Origin of the sequence: Pseudomonas sp. B26(2017) (genome assembly GCF_002113045.1) — a bacterium.
Lineage (GTDB): Bacteria > Pseudomonadota > Gammaproteobacteria > Pseudomonadales > Pseudomonadaceae > Aquipseudomonas.
Genome location: NZ_NEJJ01000025.1, coordinates 60962 through 80959, shown reverse-complemented (window position 1 = coordinate 80959; position 19998 = coordinate 60962). Strand labels below are relative to the sequence as shown.

Sequence of the window (19998 nt, the reverse complement as noted above, 5' to 3'; positions counted from 1 at the left end):
CAGCCTGACGCTGACGGCGGGCGGGCATCACATCGTGATCAATTCGGGCGGGATCTTCAGCAGCGTGGCGATTGTCGAGGGTGGTGCGCCGGTGGCGGGGGCCGCCGCGCAGTCGGCACTGGCGGCGCCGGAGTCTTCACAAACGCTCCTTGCGTTATCCGTGACCACGCAATTGGCCGCCCTGGCTCAGGCAGCAGAGCAGGCTGCGTCCGTCTGCGCCGTGTGCGAAAAACTGGCGCAGGTGAGCGCATGAATCGGGCGTATCTGTTGCTGGATCAAATCCAGATCGAAAACCTTCCGGAACGCCTGTTCGAGCTGACGGGAGGCGTAATGCCTCACTCGCTTTATCAGCGCACGGCCTACAGCGCTCTGGATAAAACAGGCCCCGTACTGGTGGCGGTGACCCCTGACAGTCCTCTGGCGCAGGTCTTTTCACAGGAGTGGAGCACGACGGCGGGGCTCTGGCTGGAGTCGCAAGCCGATGAGGGGGCATTGCTGGAGCATTTGCGCAGCCTGATCCACGCCCGTGTCGAGGGTGATGTGACCGTGCTCTTTCGCTTTTACGATCCCCGCATCACCGCGTTGTGGCTGGCGGACAAGCCCGCAGCAGAGCGGGATCGGTTGATGGGACCGGCGCACCTGATCCGGCTGCCGGGCCTGCAGATCCGGCAGCTCACCGAGCAACCGGCGATCCCTTACGCGGACAGACCGTGGCTGGTGTTCACGGCAGAGCAGCTCAATGACCTGAACGCTGCGAAACGCCGGACATTCGCCGGGCAACTGATCGAACATGCTCTGCGGTATTTCCCGAAATGCCTTGGATCGCAGGAACCGACGGCTTTGCAGCAATGGGCCATGGACTGTCAGGGCAGTGCGGCGCGCAATGGCTTCAGTGCCGTGGAGGAGGTGCTGCTCTGGGCGCGTTTCTACGCAGTGCTGGGGGCGGACTTTCCCGATGGCCCGGAGCACGGCGCCTACCGGCAGTTGCTGGCCGAGCCTGGTGTGTTGCCCCACCAGCGCCTGGACAACCTCAACAGCGCATTGACGCATCAGTTGCTGACTGACAAGGACCTCACCCTATGAGCGCCGAAAAACTGGCCATGGTCGACCAGGCCGCGCAGGCCGAACGGGCCGCCAAAGCCCAGCCGCATGTGGATATCAACAGCACGGTGCATCCGTGTCCCGCCAGTCAGCCTGATCTGTTTGTGGTACCGGTGCGCTATGCGCTGGCGCACGAAAAGGCCGAACACGCCTGTTGCGTTCCCGGTATCGCGCCCGAGAGTCGCCCGATGGCAACGCGTCGCTTGCGGGCGGGGTTTGTGTACGTCTGGCAGCATCAGGGGCCGCTCAAGCGCTACGCCGTTTCAGCCGAAGGGCTGTTGCAGGCGCAGCCGCTGGACGCAGGGCCCGCCCTTGTGGCCGACGCAACGCTGGCCGGCCTGTCGCTGCCAAAAGCTCACGATGCCTGGATGCTTTACAGCGAATTCCCCCTGGGTGCCGAGCACTGTCAGGCACTGAGCGAGGACAGCGCCAAACGCACTCAGCACATGCGATGTATTGCGCTGCGCACAGTGGCCGACGAATTACAGGCCCCGCACTGCCCGCCCCTGGAGCGTGCCGATGAGGTCATTGCCGAACTTCTGCCGAACACCTATGCCCGGTCGATGAAAGCCGATCAGCAAAAAAATGCCGAGGACACCGACGCCCTCGGCGCGACACTGCTGAAGGATCCGACTGTAGCCAACATCAAGGCCTACACCGATGCCATGCACCGTATCCGCGAGCGCAACAAGGTGCTCGCTCAACACCCCGACGCCAGCGACCAGCCGCCCGGCGAGTGGAGCGCCGAGCCATGGGACGGTCAGGGCACCCGGGACTGGCTGGACAACGCCAGGGCGCAAAGCGACGGCCTGTTCGCCGTCTTCGCCTGTCTGGATGACGATCCTGGCGTGCTGCGCGATATCAACCATGAACAGGAATGGCTGGAAGCCGGCCACGAGCAATGGCTCGGCGAAAACAACCTGCGCCTGAGCATCGGCGGGTTTGTGCGCAGCCTGATCACTGAGGACGGTGCAGAGCTGGCCGGCAATCTCAGCTACCGCTACAAGGATCGAGACATCAGCCTCACGCCGGCGCAGGGCCGGATCATGCTCGACGCCCAGCATCGACTGGAGGAAGAGCTCAAGGCTGAAACCCGGGCCCGGCAGTATGGCGGTCAGCCGAGTCATGCAGAATCCGCCGCCCGCGATGCCCGCATCGCAGCGATTGTCGCGCCGGTGCGGGCGTTTATTCCGGCAGACCTGTACCGCGAGGCCGAGGTCCTTGTCCGCGAATATCGCGCGGAAAAACTCGCCAACCTGAACAATCATCCGTTCGGCGCCAAGGTCGGCGAGTACATCGATCTCGACGCGATGAACACCTGGTTCAGCGACACGGCCGCCGCCCACTTTCAACAACTCGAAGAGCGGCACGCGGCGTTGTTCGCTGACCGGGGGCTGTACCTCAAACGCTCGTCCAGCGGCACCTGGTTTGTCGACTTCGACGACCTGGCGGCGCGCCAGTGGCTGACCGAGCTGGCCACCGGCTGCCTGACCGCCCAGTGCATCCGCGCCCAGGGCGCCGAGCAATACGCCGACTATGTACGCGCCGCCGACGGTGGCGCACTCCGGCAACTGTTCAACGCCTGGACGCCCTCACTCGAAGCGGCCGTCAACAATGCCTCGCGCCTCAGCGAGCTGATGGCCGCGCTATCTGCCGACAACATCAGCGCCACCCATCAGGCGCTGGCGCCGTTGAGCGCAGTGGTGCTGGATGACATCGCGACCATGGCCCGGGACGCCGCCAGCCAATGGAGTGTGCTGGTCAACCGGCTGGGAGCGGCGTTGTTGCTGCTCAAGGGTGACAACGGCTTCAGTGCGTCGTGGATGAGCATCTTCGTCGCGGCGAGGCTGGGGGGTGAAAGCCGTTTGCAGCAAGTGTTCGAGGGCGGGCGACAGGTGTGGGCGTTGCTGGGGCAACGGGCCGAGGCACTGGCCCAATGGGTGAACAAGACAGGCAAGGCGATTGGCGTCGGGCGGGTGGAACGGATCGTCAATTCGCCGGTGGTGGTCAACAGCGGGGGCGTTGTGCCGATGGCGGCGCTGCTGGTGAACGTGGTGAATGTGCAGAACTACTTGAAAGAGGCCGGGGTGCTGGAGGGGATGGAAGGGCGCCGGGTGAATGACACGATTTCGGCGAGTCTTTACGGGGCGGCGGCGTTGGTGGCGGTGGTGGATAGTCAGGTGAGGGTGGGGTTGGGGATTAAAGAGTTTGGTAAGGGGCGGTCGATGGTTCCGACGCTTACTTTGTTTGGTGGGGTGATTGGTGGGTTGTCATTTGTAGCAGCCGTGCACGAATACAGGTCTCTGCAAGTTCAATTAGAGAAAGCAAATACGCATATTGACCCGTGGTTAAAGATGCGTCAGACCGTAGTCGGAGGACAGCTCACGGCCTTCGGTGCTCAAGCGCTGTTAGGGGTTGGTTATACCGGCCGCGCCTTGGCCGGCTCAATAACAGCGGAAACTGCCATCTTGCGTTACACGCTCTACATGGGGCCATTGAACTGGATCATTGCCGGTTTGGGCCTGCTGTATCTGACGGCCTGGATTTTCGAAAAGACGCCGCTGCAAAACTTCCTGAACAACTGCTGCTGGTCTAAAGCGCGGGCTTTTGATCTGGGGCCCATCGCGCCAAAAGCCCAACAGGAAGAACTCGACCGTTTGTACCTCATCCTTTATACCCCTCGGGTCTCCATGCAGAGCAGCGCCAAGCAGGCACCTGATAATGGCCGTTCCGGCCTGACTTACGTCAGCGCCATTGATTCCCTGACCATCGACTTGCCAGGCGCCGAGCCACACAGTGTCTACCTGGAATTGAGCATGGTCGGTGACCCGGTGGATACCCTCGAAAACCGATACCTGATCAAAAATAGTCCGACCGACTATTTCAGGCCTCCCCGTCCCTGGCGCGATATGACGCCCTTCTGGTTGTCCGGCAGCAGTTGCCAGTGGATACCGATCAAGGAAGGTCGGGGTTTGCGTATAAGCGGCCCATTCAAAGAGGTGAAAGACGTATTGCGCACCCCACCTGGCACGTTGTCGCTCAGGTTGCGTTATCGCACGCCATTGACCGGGATACTCGGTGCTCGAAGCTTCATCGGCGGCGAACGAGGACTGGCGTTCACCTTGAACAACTCCACAGGTGTCATCGCCCTGAGAAACGACCCGACGCCCGAGCTTGATCGTGTGCCGAACTACCCGCTCGGTGAGGACCACCCCGGCGCCATTTACCTGCAACCCAAGGACAAGCGATGAGCACGCCACCCGCAGGCACTACGAAGAAGGGGATTTTTTCCCGCAATGATTATTTGGCGCCGTTGCCTGTTCCTACAGGGGAAAAGCCTTGCGACGTGCTCAATACCATCTGGCGCAAAAACGAGGTGTTTCTCGATATCGGTAACTACAGCATTGGCTCGGCGGTGATGGTGCTTTGGCCAATGGTGATGCTGTTCGCACTTATGAATTACATCACTCCCGATCCGATGATATGGGGAGGCGGATTAATCATTGTAGGAATACCTATTTTATTTGTGGTCCAAGGCCTCTTCCGCGAAGTCCCATTACCCATACGCTTCAACCGCCAACGCCGGGAAGTCTGCGTCCCCCGCGACAACGGCGAATACTGGATCGTCCCTTGGGAAAGCGTGACAGCGGCCGCCACCCAGCAGTCGTCGGTCAGTCAGGCCGGTAAAACCACGATGGGTTTACTGGTCATCGGTTTCGAAAACCCCGACCCGGATGCCACCCAAGACAACCAGCATTTTTCGCTGGGCTTCAATTGCGGCGGTGGTACGACGGCGATGGCGTTGTGGGAGTGCACCCGTAGTTACATGGAAATAGGGCCAGAGGCAGTGCCTGAAAGTCGGGTTGGTATTGCTCCTTATGAAGAAACCCAAATCGGTTCGCTCATCGTTGATCTGCGCAAAGGGGACATGTTGAACGTTTTGTGGGGAATATTCTGCATTACGATTCTGGGCACTTATCTGGCGGAAAAGCTCCAGGACTGGAAGCTTTCCCATCCACCGGAATTGCCCCATCCCGACATCATCGAATGGTCAAAACCCCTCCCTCCCGAACAATGGGCCAAACGCTCCCAGGAGCTGGAAGTCGCCATTGCCAAACGCGAAGCCGAGCTGGCCGGACGAGTTGAGGCGCAGGTGTGAGCAGGCCACCCGCAGGCACTACGAAGAAGGGGATTTTTTCCCGCAATGATTATTTGGCGCCGTTGCCTGTTCCCACCGGTAGAAATCCCTCTGATGTTCTCAACATCATCTGGCGCAAAAACGAGGTGTTTCTCGACATTGGTAACTACAGCATTGGCTCGGCAGTGATGGTGCTTTGGCCTGGAGTGATGCTGTTTTTGGCGATGGCCTATGGGTTCAGGAACATTGCACCCGATTTGAGTGTTTTTGCGTTGATTGGCGGAGGGGTAATCACCGGTATCCCGGCACTCCTTCTGATCCAGGGCCTCTTCCGCGAAGTCCCTTTACCCGTGCGCTTCAACCGCCAACGCCGGGAAGTCTGCGTCCCCCGCGACAACGGCAAATACTGGATCGTCCCTTGGGAAAGCGTGACAGCGGCCGCCACCCAGCAGTCGTCGGTCAGTCAGGCCGGTAAAACCACCATGGGTTTACTGGTCATCGGTTTCGAAAACCCCGACCCGGATGCCACCCAAGACAACAAGCATTTTTCGCTGGGCTTCAACTGCGGCGGTGGCACGACAGCGATGGCGTTGTGGGAATGCATGCGCAGTTACATGGAGATCGGGCCAGATGTTGTTGAGGATCAAACTGCTCGTTTCGACAGATCAAAGGGAATCTGGGCAACTTATCTGGAGGATCTGAACAAGGCTGCGAAGTTGAGAGGCTGGTTCATTACTGCTCTTTGGGAAGGGTTTTGCGGGATTTTCATATTCAACACGTTGCTGATTGATGTCCTGGAGCGCTGGAAACTGAATCCGCCCCCCGACTTACTCCATCCCGACATCATCGAATGGTCAAAACCCCTCCCTCCCGAACAATGGGCCAAACGCTCCCAGGAGCTGGAAGTCGCCATTGCCAAACGCGAAGCCGAGTTGGCCGGACGAGTTGAGGCGCAGGTGTGAGCAAGCCAACCGCAGGCACTACGAAGAAGGGGATTTTTTCCCGCAATGATTATTTGGCGCCGCTGCCCATTCCCACCGGTAGAAATCCCTCTGATGTTCTCAACATCATCTGGCGCAAAAACGAGGTATTTCTCGATATCGGTAACTACAGCATTGGCTCGGCGGTGATGGTGCTTTGGCCAATGGTGATGTTGTTCGCCTTCATGGGATATCTGTTCCGCAATGATCATGACGAGATGCATATTTTTGCAGTCATGACGACGTTCATTATTGGAGTGCCAACCTTCTTTTTAATACAAGGCCTCTTCCGCGAAGTCCCTTTACCCATACGCTTCAACCGCCAACGCCGGGAAGTCTGCGTCCCCCGCGACAACGGCGAATACTGGATCGTCCCTTGGGAAAGCGTGACAGCGGCCGCCACCCAGCAGTCGTCGGTCAGTCAGGCCGGTAAAACCACCATGGGTTTACTGGTCATCGGTTTCGAAAACCCCGACCCGGATGCCACCCAAGACAACAAGCATTTTTCGCTGGGCTTCAACTGCGGCGGTGGCACGACAGCGATGGCGTTGTGGGAATGCATGCGCAGTTACATGGAGATCGGGCTGCATGTTTTGCCACAGACCAATGATTTTGAGGGCGGGCGGGCAAAACTGCGAGGTAGAAGCGTTGTTTGGGGCATTACATGTGAATATCTGGACGGCATCAGACACCATCTGGTTGCACAGGAAGTCGGTAAGGCTGCCTGGTTGATAATCGGGGCCATTTTTCTGGGCGCTCCGCTGGCAATGATGTTGCAAGAGTGGAAGTTATCTCCGCCCCCCGACTTATCCCATCCCGACATCATCGAATGGTCAAAACCCCTCCCTCCCGAACAATGGGCCAAACGCTCCCCTGAGTTGGAAGTCGCCATTGCCAAACGCGAAGCCGAGTTGGCCGGACGAGTTGAGGCGCAGGAATGAGCACGCCACCGGCAGGCACTACGAAGAAAGGGATTTTTTCCCGCAATGATTATTTGGCGCCGCTGCCCATTCCCACTGGTAGAAAACCCTCTGATGTGCTCAACATCATCTGGCGCAAAAACGAGGTATTTCTCGATATCGGTAACTACAGCATTGGCTCGGCAGTTATGGTGCTTTGGCCTGGAGTGATGCTGTTTTTGGCGATGGCCTATGGGTTCAGGAACATTGCACCCGATTTGAGTGTTTTTGCGTTGATTGGCGGAGGGGTAATCACCGGTATCCCGGCACTCCTTCTGATCCAGGGCCTCTTCCGCGAAGTCCCTTTACCCGTGCGCTTCAACCGCCAACGCCGGGAAGTCTGCGTCCCCCGTGACAACGGCGAATACTGGATCGTCCCTTGGGAAAGCGTGACAGCGGCCGCCACCCAGCAGTCGTCGGTCAGCCAGGCCGGTAAAAACACCATGGGTTTACTGGTCATCGGTTTCGAAAATCCCGACCCGAATGCCACCCAAGACAACAAACATTTTTCGCTGGGCTTCAACTGCGGCGGTGGCACGACAGCGATGGCGTTGTGGGAATGCATGCGCAGTTACATGGAGATCGGGCCAGAAGCATCGCCGGATGCCGCAGCGCTCAATTCAGGCGCCAACCTGCGTTACTACGTCGATTACATGAAAGATAAAGCCAAAGAACGTGGCTGGTTCTTGACGTTGTTATGGGAAGGCGTATTCGGCGTATTCATTTTCAATGCACCTCTCGCGACTTATCTGCAAAGAAAAAAGCTATATCCGCCCCCCGACTTGCCCCATCCCGACATCATCGAATGGTCAAAACCCCTCCCTCCCGAACAATGGGCCAAACGCTCTCCTGAACTAGAGGTCGCCATCGCCCAGCGCGAGGCTGAACTCGCTGCACCGGCCAAAAGCGAGCGGGTTTGAGGCCGGCCCTGCACTCTGAATGCAAAAAAGCCGCGATAATCGCGGCTTTTTTGCGTCTGTCAGAACCCCCGCCGAATCCGGTTTTTCAGTTGTTCATGGAAGATTTCCGCGTTGCGTCTGTAGGTGCCGCTGAAGGATTCGTTACTTGAATCCAGCGTCATCGAGCGTTTGTTCGTCACTTCTTCACGGTAGGCGTCGATGAAGAAGTTCAGGTCGTTGGCCGTGCTCAGCTTCGGCCACTTGTCCAGGTACAGCGGCAGTTGGGCGGCGCCCGTTCTGAAGGAACAGATCCGTCGGTTGCTGATCGTCGCTTCGCCGATCTCGAACGGCACCCACCAGGACAACGCGGTTGACTCCGAGACCACCGCCAGCAGGTGGGTGCATTCAGTGATGTTGCGGGTGATGACTCCGGTGATGTCGTCGGTGGTCTGGGATTCGGGATCCAGCACGTCCAGATAGGTTTTGATATTGGCCTGCTTCAGGCGGGCATCGATCGCGAGGGCGTGGGCGCGGTCCATGTGGCGGTAGCTGATGAATACGGGCATCAGAAATGTCCTTTGAGGGCGAGTTCGCGGTAATAGGCACCCAGAGCTGTCAGGCGACACCCGGTAGAGTGCATGGCGGCGTAATACATGTGTTCGGCGTCCACCGGCTCGATCAGGCTGTGGCGGTTGCACATTTGCAACTGTTTGAAGATGTCACCGTGATCGGGATCGAACGAGGCGGCGGTGGGTTCGAAACTGGGGTCTAGCCGGAAGACAAAACTCGGTTCCGGAAACCAGTCCTTGAGCTTGCGCAGGGTTTCTTCGGCGATCAGCGGGGCGACTTCGCGCAGTGGTACGAACTGCGACACATTGGTCTTGAACACCGGCCGCTGCTCCCAGGCCCCCAGGGCATTGTCGACGAACGAGTAAACGCTGCCGGGAGTGACCTTGCCCAGCACGTTGGCGGCACCGCCATGCAGGGCTTGAAGCAGCAGGTCCGTGAACACGCCATGGCCACGGCTTTCCAGGGCGGACTGTTCTTTTTTGCAGGCGGTGAGAATGGTCACGCCTTCGCCGATCAGGCTGCTGCCGCCGCGCAAGTTGCGCACGGCACCGGCGGCGCCAGCCTGGCAGCAATCAAGGATGATGATTTTGTTCTTGATCTGCTGGGCGTTGTCGGCCCACTGCAGAATGTCGCTGATGCGAATGCCGTCGCCGCCGGGCTGATAGTCCTGGGGGATCAGCAACCCTTCATCGATGCTGGTATCGAACTGGCCATGGCCGGCGAAATACAGAAGCGCAACATCGCAGTCGCCCGAGAACAGGCTTTGGATGTGCTGCCTCATGGCCGTGAGCGAGAGGTCTTCCTCCGCCGAAGTCAGCACCTTGCTGCTGAAGTTGGGCCGTCCGCTGGCATGGCGCTCCAGCACCGAGGCCATGGCCATTGCATCATTGTTGCAGCCGCTGAGCGGCGAAACGTGGGTGTAGTGGTTAATGCCGATAAACAGTCCCTTGCGCATGATTACACCGCCGTATGAAGGCGTATGGCGCTGACGATGCTGTTGGTATTCCACGCACATTCGACATGCGCGGCGTCGCTGACCACTTTTGCGGTGCGTTCGGCGCCATGGGGACGAATCGCGATGATCACCTTGCCTAGACGTTTGGCAATCTCGATTTCCTTCTGAATCCATTTGCTGTAGGCCGAGTACATACCGGCCATGACCAGCACTGCCGAGCATGGGCGGATCTTGTTTTCGATGGTCTCTTCCAGCTCCTTGTCAGTGCGGGCGTCGATGATCGGATTGTGCGGCGGCACCGAGAAATTTTTGAAGGTGAACGTCGGGTGATCGCTGAGCAGGCGGATCAGATTGTCGTGGGAGCCGGAGTAGTTCCAGGAGTGGCTGATGAACAAATGGTAGGTTTGCATGGGGCCTCGGAGGTCGCGACAGTGCGAAGGAGGAACCCAATGTAGGCATCTGGCGTGTGCCAACAAGGCCTGAGCGGTGAAATAGAAATGTCCTGCAAGCAGGTGTGGGCGGAGCTGTCAGAAAGGTCAGACGTTTAACAGATTACCGGGTTTGTCAGACGCGGTCCGACACACGGCAGCCCTCGGGCGAGGTGCTGCCGTCGCGGATGTTCAGTAACCGTTTTCCGGCAAGCTGGCGATGATCGAGCGGTAGCTGTTCATCCGCTGCTGCTGGATGCGTCCGTCTTCAAGGGCCTTGAGCAAGGCGCAGCCTGGTTCGCGATCGTGCTTGCAGTCGCGGAAGCGGCAGGTGCCGAGCAGGTCGTTGAACTCGATGAAGCCGGCTTCAACGTCGGCGCGGCTGACGTGGCCGAGGCCGAATTCACGGATGCCCGGGGAGTCGATCAGTTCACCGCCGCCAGGGAAGTGGAACAGCCGCGCGGTGGTCGTCGTGTGCTGACCCTGACCGGACCACTCGGACAATGGGCCGACACGGGTTTCGACGTTCGGCAACAGGCTGTTGACCAGCGACGACTTGCCCACACCCGACTGGCCGACGAACACGCTGATGCGCCCGTCGAGTTGTTTCTGCAATTGCTCCATGCCGTTGCCATGGTGCGCCGAGACTTCCAGCACCGGGTAACCCAGCGTGCGGTAGACGGCCAGCAGAGCATTCAGCGCAGGGGCGTTCTGTTCGTCGATCAGGTCGAATTTGTTCAGCAGCAGCAACGGGCGGATGCCGGCGTGCTCGGCCGCGACCAGATAGCGGTCGATCAGGTTGGCATGGGGCTCGGGCATCGGGGCAAAGACGATGACGATCATGTCGACGTTGGCGGCCACCGGTTTGAGCTGGCCACGGCTGTCCGGACGGCACAGCTCGGTGGTGCGCGGCAGTTGCGCGACGATCACGCCGATGCCCTGGTTGCCGGCGCGCCAGACCACCTGGTCGCCTGTCACCAGCGCCGGCAGGTTGGCGCGCAAGTGGCAGCGGAAGACTTGGCCGGCCAGTTCGCCGTCAACGGCCTCGACCTCGACCTGCACACCGAAGTGGGCGATCACCAGGCCGTGTTGCTCCGGGCCCAGATCGCCGCCTTCGAGCGCCTCGACTGCCGAGGACTCGCGTTTGGCGGCGCGGGCGGCGCGCTCGCCCTGAATCTTTTCGATGCGCCAGTTTTGACGACGATTGAGTTGGCGTTTGGCCATGGGTGTTCCGTCTGAAGAATGCAGCGATTAGGTAAAACGGCCGCGAGTTTAGCACGCCCGGCAGGCTGCCTAGGCTAAACTGCGCAGCATTGCTCAGGAGCCGAAATATGCAAAACCCGCAGAATCTGATCTGGATCGACCTGGAAATGACCGGTCTGGATCCGGAAAACGACGTCATCATCGAAATGGCCACCATCGTCACCGACAGTGACCTGAACACCTTGGCCGAAGGTCCGGTGATCGCCATCCACCACAGCGACGAAGTCCTCGCCCGCATGGACGAGTGGAACACCCGCACGCACGGCAACTCCGGCCTGACCCAACGCGTGCGCGACAGCCGCGTAAGCATGGCCGAGGCGGAAGCCGAAACCATCGCCTTCCTCGAAAAGTGGGTGCCGAAGGGCAAGTCGCCGATCTGTGGCAACAGCATCTGCCAGGATCGCCGCTTCCTTTATACCCACATGAAGTCGTTGGAAAGTTACTTCCACTACCGCAACCTCGACGTCTCGACGCTCAAGGAACTGGCCGCACGCTGGGCGCCGGACGTGCGAGACAGCTTCAAGAAAGGCAGCACTCACCTGGCGCTGGATGACATCCGCGAATCCATCGCCGAGCTGCAGCACTACCGCAAGCATTTCATCAAGTTCTGAGATCGGCACCCGCGCCGGGGCGCCCTCTTTTGGTGCCTCGGCGAAGTGAGTAGACTGCGCGCCTTCCTGACAGGATCGCCACCATGTTGCTGATGCTCTATCTCGTCGCCATTACTGCCGAAGCCATGACTGGCGCCCTGTCTGCGGGACGTCGCGGCATGGACTGGTTCGGCGTGGTGCTGATCGCCTGCGTCACGGCTTTGGGCGGCGGTTCGGTGCGTGACGTGCTGCTCGGGCATTACCCGCTGACTTGGGTGAAGCATCCGGAATACCTGGTGCTGACAACGATTGCGGCGATGATCACCGTGTTCACCGCACGCTGGATGCGTCACCTGCGCTCGCTGTTTCTGGTGCTCGACGCGGTCGGTCTGGTGGCATTCACTCTGATCGGCTGCATGACCGCCCTGGAAATGGGCCATGGCATGCTGGTGGCCTCGGTCAGCGGCGTGATCACCGGGGTATTCGGCGGCATCCTGCGCGACATCTTTTGCAACGACATCCCGCTGATCTTCCGCCGCGAACTCTACGCCAGCGTCTCGTTCGCCGCGGCGTGGTGCTACATGCTCTGTCTGTTTCTCAACGTGCCGAGTGAACAGGCGATTCTGATCACGTTGTTTGGTGGTTTTCTACTGCGGCTGTTGGCGATTCGTTTCCACTGGGAAATGCCGAAGTTCGTCTATAACGACGCGCCTTGACGGTCGGCGTGCTGTTTCAGCGCCCATTCCACATGTTCGCGTACCAGCTCTGAGGGGTAATCGCGTCGTGCCTTGAGTGCTTCCAGCACTGGGATGCTCGATGGCGCATTTCCCAACCCCACCGCCAGATTGCGTAGCCAGCGCTCGTATCCCGCCCGGCGCAGCGGCGAACCTTCGGTGCTGCTGAGGAATTTGTCTTCATCCCACAAGAACAGCTCGGCCAGCTCGGCGTTGTCCAGATTGTGTCGTGGCTTGAAGTCGATTTCGCCGGACGGGCGGGCGAAGCGGTTCCACGGGCAGCAGATCTGGCAGTCGTCGCAGCCGAACACGCGGTTGCCGATCAGCGGTCGCAGATCTTCGGGGATGGCGTTCTTCAGCTCGATGGTCAGGTAGGAAATGCAGCGTCGCGCGTCCAGCACATAGGGGCCGACGAAGGCATTGGTCGGGCAGATGTCGAGGCACGCGGTGCAGCGTCCGCAATGTTCGGTGCTGTGGGGTTCATCCACTGGCAGCGGCAGGTCGACGAACAGTTCGCTGAGAAAAAAGTAACTGCCAGCCTTGCGGTTCAGCACCAGGGTGTTTTTGCCGATCCAGCCCAACCCGGCCTGTTCGGCGATGGCCTTCTCCAGCACCGGTGCGCTGTCGACGAAGGCGCGAAAACCGAACGGCCCGATCTCGGATTGAATCCTGTCCGCCAGTTGTTGAACGCGTTTACGGATCAACTTGTGATAATCGCGGCCCAAGGCATAACGCGAGATGTAGGCCTTTTCCGGTTTGGCCAGCAATTGCGCCATTTGTGTGTCGCCCGGCAAGTAGTCCATGCGCAGCGACACCACGCGCAAGGTGCCCGGCACCAACTCTTCGGGGTGCGAGCGTTTGCTGCCGTGGGCGCCCATGTAATCCATTTCGCCGTGGTAGCCGGCCTCGAGCCAGCGTTGCAGGTGCTGTTCATGCTCGGCCAGATCCAGACCGCTGATGCCGACTTGCTGGAAGCCCAGCTCGCGGCCCCAGTCCTTGATGGATTGGGCGAGGGCAGGCAGATCTGTGGTGATGGCGGACATGAGGCGAGAGAAACCGGAGCTGAGGTGCGTATAATTCTGCCAGACATCGGAGCCCGAAGACGCATGCCGAACACTAAAGATCAATTACCCGACGCGCTGTACCGTGCCGCGCAGGTGCGTGAACTCGATGCACGACTGATCGCCGCCGGCACGCCTGGCTTCGAATTGATGCAGCGTGCCGCCCATGCCACGTGGCGCGCGCTGGTACGCCAATGGCCGGCCGCGAATCAAATGACGGTGCTGGCCGGGCACGGCAACAACGCCGGCGATGGTTATCTGGTGGCAGCGCTGGCCCATCGGGCGGGTTGGCAGGTTCAGGTGCTGGCTGTCGGCGAGCCGCAACGCTTGAAGGGCGATGCCGCCGTGGCGCACGCCGAAGCCGTGGCCGATGGTGTCTCGATTGCCCCATGGGATCTGTCCTGCGAGTTGCGCGGTATCGTCGTTGACGCGTTGCTCGGCACCGGCCTGAGCGGCGATGTGCGTGAGCCCTACGCCGCTGCGATTGCGGCGATCAATGCCAGTGGACTGCCTGTGGTGGCGGTCGATATCCCTTCCGGGTTGTGCGCCGACACCGGTCATGCGCTGGGTGATGCGGTACACGCTGACCTCACCGTGACGTTCATCGGCCTGAAGCTCGGGCTGTTCACGGGTGCGGCGGCGGATCATGTCGGCGTACTGCTGTTTAACGACCTGCAGGCGCCTGCCGAACAATTCAGTGACTTGCCTGTCGCCGCTCGCCGGCTCAACGTGGCGAACCTTCCGCGTCTGGCTGCCCGTTCGCCGGCCGCGCACAAGGGACGATTTGGTCATGTGCTGCTGATCGGCGGTGATCACGGGTTTGGCGGGGCAATCCTGCTGAGTACCGAAAGCGCGTTGCGCAGTGGTGCCGGGATGGTCTCGGTCGCGACGCGCCCGGAACATGTCCCGGCGGCGCTGAGCCGGATACCGGAAGCCATGGCACTGGGCGCTTCTTCAGCCAATCAATTGATGGGGCTGCTGGAAAAAGTGTCCGTGCTGGTGGTCGGGCCGGGGCTGGGTCAGGCCGGTTGGGGCAGGGCGCTGTTGTCAGCTGCCGCCAATGCGCCGTTGCCGCAGGTGTGGGATGCCGATGCGTTGAACCTGCTGGCTTCCGGTTTTGTCAGTCTGCCCAGGGATTGCGTGATCACGCCGCATCCGGGGGAGGCCGCGCGGCTGCTGGGGATCAGCACCGCCGAGGTGCAGGCCGATCGTCCGGCGGCGGCGCTGGCGTTGAGCAAAAAATATACAGCGGTGGTGGTGCTCAAGGGCGCGGGCAGTCTGATTGCTCATCCCGATGGTCGTCTGGCGCTGTGTCATCAAGGCCATCCGGCCATGGCCTCCGCGGGACTCGGCGATGTGCTGGCCGGTCTGACCGGCGCGCTGCTGGCTCAGGGCATGGACGGTTTCGATGCCGCGTGCCTGGCGGTCTGGCTGCACGCCAACGCCGGTCTGCAACAAGGTAAATTCGGCCGTGGGCTGGCGGCCAGTGATCTGATTCCAGTCATTCGTCAGTTGTTGGAGGAGCATGCACCGTGTCTGAAGTAACCCTGTACCTGGCCGATGAACAGGCCATGAGCGACTTTGGCGCACGCATCGCCCGTATCACCCAGGGCCATGGCCTGATCTTTCTCGAAGGCAACCTCGGGATGGGCAAAACCACGTTGTCGCGGGGCATCATTCGCGGTCTGGGGCACATCGGGGCGGTGAAAAGTCCGACCTTCACCTTGGTCGAGCCCTACGAGATCGGTGACATCCGGGCCTTCCACTTTGATCTGTATCGCCTGGTCGATCCGGAAGAGCTGGAGTTTCTCGGGATCCGCGACTATTTCGAAGACGATGCCCTGTGCCTGATCGAATGGCCCGATAAAGGTGCAGGCTTTTTGCCAAAGCCTGACCTGACCATTACCATTAGCCCGCAAGACAGCGGACGTTCGCTGACCATTTTGTCCCAGGGCTCGCGCGGCGAGGCCTGGTGTGCCGCTTTGGCATTGGAAACCAATTGAATGATGGGGTTAGGTATGCGCTTTCGCGCGTTGGTGGCTGCCGCTGGACTGATGTTGATGGCAGTAACCGTCAACGCTGTGGCCGACACGAAGGTCAACAGCGTGCGCCTGTGGCGGGCGCCGGACAACACGCGACTGGTCTTCGACCTGACAGGCCCGGTGCAGCACGGCGTCTTCACGCTGACCGCGCCGGATCGCCTGGTGATCGACATCAACGGCGCCACCCTCGGCGCGCCGTTGAATGTGCAGACCGCCAATACACCGATCACCGCCATACGTTCGGCCCAACGCACGCCGACCGACCTGCGGGTGGTCATCGACCTGAAGAAGGCCGTCACCCCGAAAAGCTTCTCGCTGGCGCCGAATGCGCAGTACGGCAACCGTCTGGTGGTCGACCTGTTCGACAATCCGGCTGACGCCGCCCCGCCGCCTGCGCCTTCGTCTACTCCAACGGTTGCGACCGTTCCGGCGGTGCCCGTCACCCCGGCCGAGCCGGCGATCAAACTGCCACCCGCCCCGGCCGGCAAGCGCGACATCATCGTGGTCATCGATGCCGGACACGGTGGTGAAGACCCGGGTGCATCGGGTTCTCGCGGTCAGCGCGAAAAGGACGTGGTACTGCAGATCGCCCGCGAGCTGCAGCGTCAGGTCAACGGCATGAAAGGCTTCCGTGCCGAACTGACCCGTACCGGCGACTATTTCATCCCGCTGCGCGGCCGTACTGAAATCGCCCGCAAGAAAGGTGCTGACCTGTTCGTCTCGATCCACGCCGACGCTGCGCCGTCTGCGGCCGCGTTCGGGGCGTCGGTGTTCGCCCTGTCCGACCGCGGTGCCACCTCGGAAACCGCCCGTTGGCTGGCCGACAGTGAGAACCGTTCCGACCTGATCGGCGGTGCCGGCAACGTCAGCCTTGATGACAAGGACCGGATGCTGGCCGGCGTTCTGCTCGACCTGTCGATGACCGCCTCGCTGACCTCCAGTCTCAATGTCGGCCAGAAAGTCCTGACCAACATTGGCCGGGTCACCCCGCTGCACAAACAGCGTGTGGAGCAGGCCGGGTTCATGGTGCTGAAATCTCCGGACATCCCGTCGATCCTGGTGGAAACCGGCTTCATCTCCAACGCCAACGAAGCGAACAAGCTCTCGGCAGCGAGCCACCAGCAGGCGCTGGCGCGCTCGATCAGCAGTGGCGTACGCCAGTTCTTCCAGCAGAATCCGCCACCGGGCAGTTACATCGCCTGGCTGCGTGATTCGGGCAAGATCGCTCAGGGACCGCGTGATCACCGGGTAGGCCCGGGTGAAACCGTGGCGATGATTGCCGTGCGTTACCAGATTTCGCCTGCCACGCTGCGCAGTGCCAACAATCTGAAAAGCGATGATCTGAAAGTCGGTCAGCACCTGACCATTCCCGGCACCGAACTGGCGTCCAAAGAATGAATCAGGTCCTGAACGCTGCCCGCATCGAACTGCTCAGCCCGCGGCTGGCGAACCAGATCGCCGCCGGTGAAGTGGTCGAGCGTCCGGCCTCGGTGATCAAGGAGTTGCTGGAAAACAGCCTCGATTCCGGCGCCAGGCGCATCGACGTCGATGTCGAACAGGGTGGTGTCAAACTGCTGCGAGTGCGCGACGACGGCAGCGGCATTTCCGCCGATGACCTGCCGCTGGCTCTGGCCCGTCACGCCACCAGCAAGATCCGCAATCTGGAAGACCTTGAACAGGTGATGAGCCTGGGCTTCCGGGGCGAGGCGTTGGCGTCGATCAGTTCCGTGGCGCGTCTGACGCTGACCTCGCGCACCCGTGATGCCGATCAGGCCTGGCAGGTCGAGACCGAAGGCCGTGACATGGCGCCTCGCGTGCAGCCTGCGGCCCACCCGGTCGGCACCTCGGTGGAAGTCCGTGACCTGTTCTTCAACACCCCGGCGCGGCGCAAATTCCTCAAAACCGAAAAAACCGAATTCGATCACCTGCAGGAAGTGATCAAGCGTCTGGCGCTGGCGCGTTTCGACGTGGCGTTCCATTTGCGTCACAACGGCAAGACGATCCTCAGCCTGCACGAAGCCCACGATGATGCGGCCCGCGCCCGGCGTGTGGCGGCGATCTGCGGTTCGGGCTTCCTGGAGCAGGCGTTGCCGATCGAGATCGAGCGCAATGGTCTGCATTTGTGGGGTTGGGTCGGTCTGCCAACCTTCAACCGCAGCCAGGCGGACTTGCAGTATTTCTTCGTCAACGGCCGTGCGGTACGCGACAAACTGGTGGCACACGCGGTGCGTCAGGCTTATCGCGATGTGCTGTTCAACGGCCGGCATCCGACGTTCGCGCTGTTTTTCGAGGTCGATCCGGCAGCGGTCGACGTCAACGTGCACCCGACCAAACACGAAGTGCGCTTCCGCGACGGGCGCATGGTGCATGACTTCTTGTATGGCACCTTGCACCGTGCTCTCGGCGATGTGCGACCGGAAGATCAGTTGGCCGGGTCGGTCACGACTGCGATCGTCCGGCCAACCGGCCTTGAAGCCGGGGAATTCGGGCCGCAGGGCGAAATGCGTCTGGCTGCCAACGCGTTGCTGGAGCAGCCGCAGGCGCAACCAGCGTTCAACACCGCTTCGGGTGCCAGCACGGGCGGCGCTTATCAGTATCAATACACGCCGCGCCCGCAATCGACCGTGCCGGTAGCTGAAGCCCAGGCTGCGTATCGCGAGTTTTTTGCGCCGCTGCCCGAGGCGAATGCCAACGCGCTGCCGGCCGGTCAGGAAGACATTCCGCCGCTGGGCTACGCGCTGGCCCAGCTCAAGGGCATCTACATTCTGTCCGAGAATGCTCAGGGCCTGGTTTTGGTGGACATGCACGCTGCTCACGAGCGGATCATGTATGAGCGCCTGAAGATTGCCATGGCTAGCGAAGGCCTGAGCGGTCAGCCGCTGCTGGTGCCGGAATCGCTGGCGGTCAGTCAGCGCGAGGCCGATTGCGCCGAAGAGCATGCGGCATGGTTCCAGCGCCTCGGTTTTGAATTGCAGCGCCTTGGCCCGGAAACCCTGGCCATCCGGCAGATCCCGGCCCTGCTCAAGCAGGCCGAAGCCAACCGACTGGTGGGCGATGTGCTGTCGGACTTGATGGAATACGGCACCAGCGACCGGATCCAGGCGCATCTGAATGAACTGCTGGGCACCATGGCCTGCCACGGCGCGATTCGCGCCAACCGGCGCCTGGCCCTGCCGGAAATGAACGGCCTGCTGCGTGACATGGAAAACACCGAGCGCAGCGGTCAATGCAACCATGGCCGACCGACCTGGACCCAACTGGGCCTGGACGATCTGGACAAACTGTTCCTGCGCGGTCGTTGATGAGCCAGCTTCCTCCAGCGATTTTCCTGATGGGCCCGACCGCTGCGGGCAAGACAGATCTGGCCATCGAGCTGACCAAGGTGCTCCCGTGCGAGCTGATCAGTGTCGATTCGGCGCTGGTCTATCGCGGCATGGACATCGGCACTGCCAAGCCGTCCAAAGAATTGCTGGCCGAGTTTCCCCACCGGCTGATCGACATTCTCGACCCGGCCGAAGCCTATTCGGCCGCAGATTTCCGTCGCGATGCGCTGGAGGCCATGGCCGAGATCACCGCACGCGGAAAAATTCCGCTGCTGGTGGGCGGCACGATGCTCTATTACAAGGCTTTGATCGAAGGTCTGGCGGACATGCCGGCGGCCGATCCCGAAGTTCGCGCGCAGATCGAAGAAGAGGCTGCACGCCTTGGCTGGCAGGCCCTGCACGATCAGTTGGCGGTCATCGATCCAGAGTCTGCGGCACGTATCCATCCGAACGATCCACAACGACTGAGTCGTGCGCTGGAAGTTTACCGGGTCAGTGGTCAGAGCATGACTGAACTGCGGCTGAAACAATCTGTACAAAGTACCGAAGCGGTCGCATCGGGATTGCAACAATTGCCCTATACTGTCGCGAATCTGGCGATTGCTCCAACTAATCGTCAGATACTGCACGAGCGCATTAAACAAAGATTCACAAATATGCTGGAACAGGGATTCATCGACGAGGTCGTAGCCCTGCGTAATAGAAGTGACCTGCATGCCGGGTTGCCGTCTATACGTGCGGTAGGCTACCGCCAGGTCTGGGACTACCTGGATGGCAAGCTGACGTCGGCCGAGATGCAGGAACGGGGCATCATCGCCACGCGCCAATTGGCCAAACGCCAGTTCACCTGGCTGCGCAGCTGGAAGGATTTGCACTGGCTCGACAGTCTGGATTGCGACAATCTGCCACGCGCCTTGAAATACCTTGGGACGATCTCCATATTGAGCTGAGTCCT

At 60.7% G+C, this 19998-nt stretch carries 18 protein-coding genes and 1 pseudogene; 14 read left to right on the top strand and 5 right to left on the bottom strand.

Annotated features, from left to right (window positions below; all coding sequences use genetic code 11):
• The 7 genes and pseudogenes from CAF79_RS29275 to CAF79_RS28320 form a co-directional block, all read left to right on the top strand.
• Positions 1-253, top strand: a pseudogene (locus CAF79_RS29275) (type VI secretion system tip protein VgrG); the annotation flags it as partial.
• The gene (locus CAF79_RS28345; RefSeq protein ID WP_085701326.1) at positions 250-1083 is read left to right on the top strand and encodes a DUF4123 domain-containing protein; all 834 of its coding nucleotides are present in this window, start codon (positions 250-252) and stop codon (positions 1081-1083) included. The pseudogene CAF79_RS29275 and the gene CAF79_RS28345, both read left to right, overlap by 4 nt.
• Entirely contained in the window at positions 1080-4352 is a 3273-nt protein-coding gene (locus CAF79_RS29045; protein WP_139832641.1) for a toxin VasX, read from the top strand. Before CAF79_RS28345 ends, CAF79_RS29045 begins: the two co-directional genes overlap by 4 nt.
• Positions 4349-5260 carry a DUF6708 domain-containing protein gene (locus tag CAF79_RS28335; protein ID WP_085701325.1) on the top strand — a complete coding sequence of 304 codons (912 nt, stop codon included), beginning with the start codon at positions 4349-4351 and terminating at the stop codon, positions 5258-5260. Before CAF79_RS29045 ends, CAF79_RS28335 begins: the two co-directional genes overlap by 4 nt.
• Positions 5257-6201 carry a hypothetical protein gene (locus tag CAF79_RS28330; protein ID WP_085701324.1) on the top strand — a complete coding sequence of 315 codons (945 nt, stop codon included), beginning with the start codon at positions 5257-5259 and terminating at the stop codon, positions 6199-6201. Before CAF79_RS28335 ends, CAF79_RS28330 begins: the two co-directional genes overlap by 4 nt.
• Positions 6198-7160, top strand: coding sequence for a hypothetical protein (locus tag CAF79_RS28325; RefSeq protein ID WP_085701323.1), 963 nt, complete (start codon positions 6198-6200; stop codon positions 7158-7160). Before CAF79_RS28330 ends, CAF79_RS28325 begins: the two co-directional genes overlap by 4 nt.
• The gene (locus CAF79_RS28320) at positions 7157-8098 is read left to right on the top strand and encodes a DUF6708 domain-containing protein (RefSeq protein ID WP_085701322.1); all 942 of its coding nucleotides are present in this window, start codon (positions 7157-7159) and stop codon (positions 8096-8098) included. Before CAF79_RS28325 ends, CAF79_RS28320 begins: the two co-directional genes overlap by 4 nt.
• Before the next feature lie 59 nt (positions 8099-8157).
• Here the strand turns inward: CAF79_RS28320 and CAF79_RS28315 are convergent, their stop codons facing one another.
• The 4 genes from CAF79_RS28315 to rsgA form a co-directional block, all read right to left on the bottom strand.
• The gene (locus tag CAF79_RS28315) at positions 8158-8643 is read right to left on the bottom strand and encodes a toll/interleukin-1 receptor domain-containing protein (RefSeq protein WP_085701321.1); all 486 of its coding nucleotides are present in this window, start codon (positions 8641-8643) and stop codon (positions 8158-8160) included.
• Positions 8643-9602 (bottom strand): caspase family protein, encoded by a 960-nt coding sequence (locus CAF79_RS28310; protein WP_085701320.1) that lies wholly within the window; start codon positions 9600-9602, stop codon positions 8643-8645. The genes CAF79_RS28315 and CAF79_RS28310 overlap by 1 nt, the downstream gene beginning before the upstream one ends.
• Positions 9603-9604: 2 nt before the next feature.
• Complete coding sequence (locus CAF79_RS28305; protein WP_085701319.1) at positions 9605-10012, bottom strand: TIR domain-containing protein; 408 nt, start codon at positions 10010-10012, stop codon at positions 9605-9607.
• A gap of 210 nt (positions 10013-10222) precedes the next feature.
• A complete protein-coding gene (rsgA, locus tag CAF79_RS28300) occupies positions 10223-11254 on the bottom strand; it encodes a small ribosomal subunit biogenesis GTPase RsgA (RefSeq protein WP_085701318.1) in 1032 nt (343 codons plus the stop codon).
• A gap of 107 nt (positions 11255-11361) precedes the next feature.
• Here rsgA and orn point away from each other — a divergent pair, with 107 nt between their 5' ends.
• A complete protein-coding gene (gene orn / locus CAF79_RS28295; RefSeq protein WP_007950739.1) occupies positions 11362-11904 on the top strand; it encodes an oligoribonuclease in 543 nt (180 codons plus the stop codon).
• Between the two features lie 83 nt (positions 11905-11987).
• Positions 11988-12599, top strand: coding sequence for a trimeric intracellular cation channel family protein (locus tag CAF79_RS28290; protein ID WP_039766632.1), 612 nt, complete (start codon positions 11988-11990; stop codon positions 12597-12599).
• Here CAF79_RS28290 and queG read toward each other — a convergent pair.
• Complete coding sequence (gene queG, locus CAF79_RS28285) at positions 12581-13660, bottom strand: tRNA epoxyqueuosine(34) reductase QueG (protein ID WP_085701317.1); 1080 nt, start codon at positions 13658-13660, stop codon at positions 12581-12583. The two genes, CAF79_RS28290 and queG, sit on opposite strands and share 19 nt — an antisense overlap.
• 63 nt (positions 13661-13723) lie before the next feature.
• Between queG and CAF79_RS28280 the strand changes: the two genes are divergently transcribed.
• From CAF79_RS28280 to miaA, 5 genes are read left to right on the top strand one after another with little or no spacing between them, the layout of a single operon-like run.
• The gene (locus tag CAF79_RS28280) at positions 13724-15223 is read left to right on the top strand and encodes an NAD(P)H-hydrate dehydratase (RefSeq protein WP_085701316.1); all 1500 of its coding nucleotides are present in this window, start codon (positions 13724-13726) and stop codon (positions 15221-15223) included.
• Entirely contained in the window at positions 15211-15681 is a 471-nt protein-coding gene (tsaE, locus tag CAF79_RS28275; protein ID WP_085701315.1) for a tRNA (adenosine(37)-N6)-threonylcarbamoyltransferase complex ATPase subunit type 1 TsaE, read from the top strand. The genes CAF79_RS28280 and tsaE overlap by 13 nt, the downstream gene beginning before the upstream one ends.
• A 51-nt stretch (positions 15682-15732) precedes the next feature.
• The gene (locus tag CAF79_RS28270) at positions 15733-17118 is read left to right on the top strand and encodes an N-acetylmuramoyl-L-alanine amidase (RefSeq protein WP_371917950.1); all 1386 of its coding nucleotides are present in this window, start codon (positions 15733-15735) and stop codon (positions 17116-17118) included.
• Positions 17115-19022, top strand: a complete 1908-nt coding sequence (gene mutL, locus CAF79_RS28265) for a DNA mismatch repair endonuclease MutL (RefSeq protein WP_085701313.1) — start codon at positions 17115-17117, stop codon at positions 19020-19022. The genes CAF79_RS28270 and mutL overlap by 4 nt, the downstream gene beginning before the upstream one ends.
• Entirely contained in the window at positions 19022-19993 is a 972-nt protein-coding gene (miaA, locus tag CAF79_RS28260) for a tRNA (adenosine(37)-N6)-dimethylallyltransferase MiaA (RefSeq protein ID WP_085701312.1), read from the top strand. The genes mutL and miaA overlap by 1 nt, the downstream gene beginning before the upstream one ends.
• The last annotated feature ends 5 nt before the right edge of the window (positions 19994-19998 follow it).

Bases quoted from the DNA above. Each gene is read 5' to 3' on its own strand.
- CAF79_RS28345 (WP_085701326.1), top strand. From the start codon at position 250: ATGAATCGGGCGTATCTGTTGCTGGATCAAATCCAGATCGAAAACCTT.
- CAF79_RS29045 (WP_139832641.1), top strand. From the start codon at position 1,080: ATGAGCGCCGAAAAACTGGCCATGGTCGACCAGGCCGCGCAGGCCGAA.
- CAF79_RS28335 (WP_085701325.1), top strand. From the start codon at position 4,349: ATGAGCACGCCACCCGCAGGCACTACGAAGAAGGGGATTTTTTCCCGC.
- CAF79_RS28320 (WP_085701322.1), top strand. From the start codon at position 7,157: ATGAGCACGCCACCGGCAGGCACTACGAAGAAAGGGATTTTTTCCCGC.
- CAF79_RS28315 (WP_085701321.1), bottom strand. From the start codon at position 8,643: ATGCCCGTATTCATCAGCTACCGCCACATGGACCGCGCCCACGCCCTC.
- CAF79_RS28310 (WP_085701320.1), bottom strand. From the start codon at position 9,602: ATGCGCAAGGGACTGTTTATCGGCATTAACCACTACACCCACGTTTCG.
- CAF79_RS28305 (WP_085701319.1), bottom strand. From the start codon at position 10,012: ATGCAAACCTACCATTTGTTCATCAGCCACTCCTGGAACTACTCCGGC.
- rsgA (WP_085701318.1), bottom strand. From the start codon at position 11,254: ATGGCCAAACGCCAACTCAATCGTCGTCAAAACTGGCGCATCGAAAAG.
- orn (WP_007950739.1), top strand. From the start codon at position 11,362: ATGCAAAACCCGCAGAATCTGATCTGGATCGACCTGGAAATGACCGGT.
- CAF79_RS28290 (WP_039766632.1), top strand. From the start codon at position 11,988: ATGTTGCTGATGCTCTATCTCGTCGCCATTACTGCCGAAGCCATGACT.
- queG (WP_085701317.1), bottom strand. From the start codon at position 13,660: ATGTCCGCCATCACCACAGATCTGCCTGCCCTCGCCCAATCCATCAAG.
- CAF79_RS28280 (WP_085701316.1), top strand. From the start codon at position 13,724: ATGCCGAACACTAAAGATCAATTACCCGACGCGCTGTACCGTGCCGCG.
- CAF79_RS28270 (WP_371917950.1), top strand. From the start codon at position 15,733: ATGTTGATGGCAGTAACCGTCAACGCTGTGGCCGACACGAAGGTCAAC.
- mutL (WP_085701313.1), top strand. From the start codon at position 17,115: ATGAATCAGGTCCTGAACGCTGCCCGCATCGAACTGCTCAGCCCGCGG.
- miaA (WP_085701312.1), top strand. From the start codon at position 19,022: ATGAGCCAGCTTCCTCCAGCGATTTTCCTGATGGGCCCGACCGCTGCG.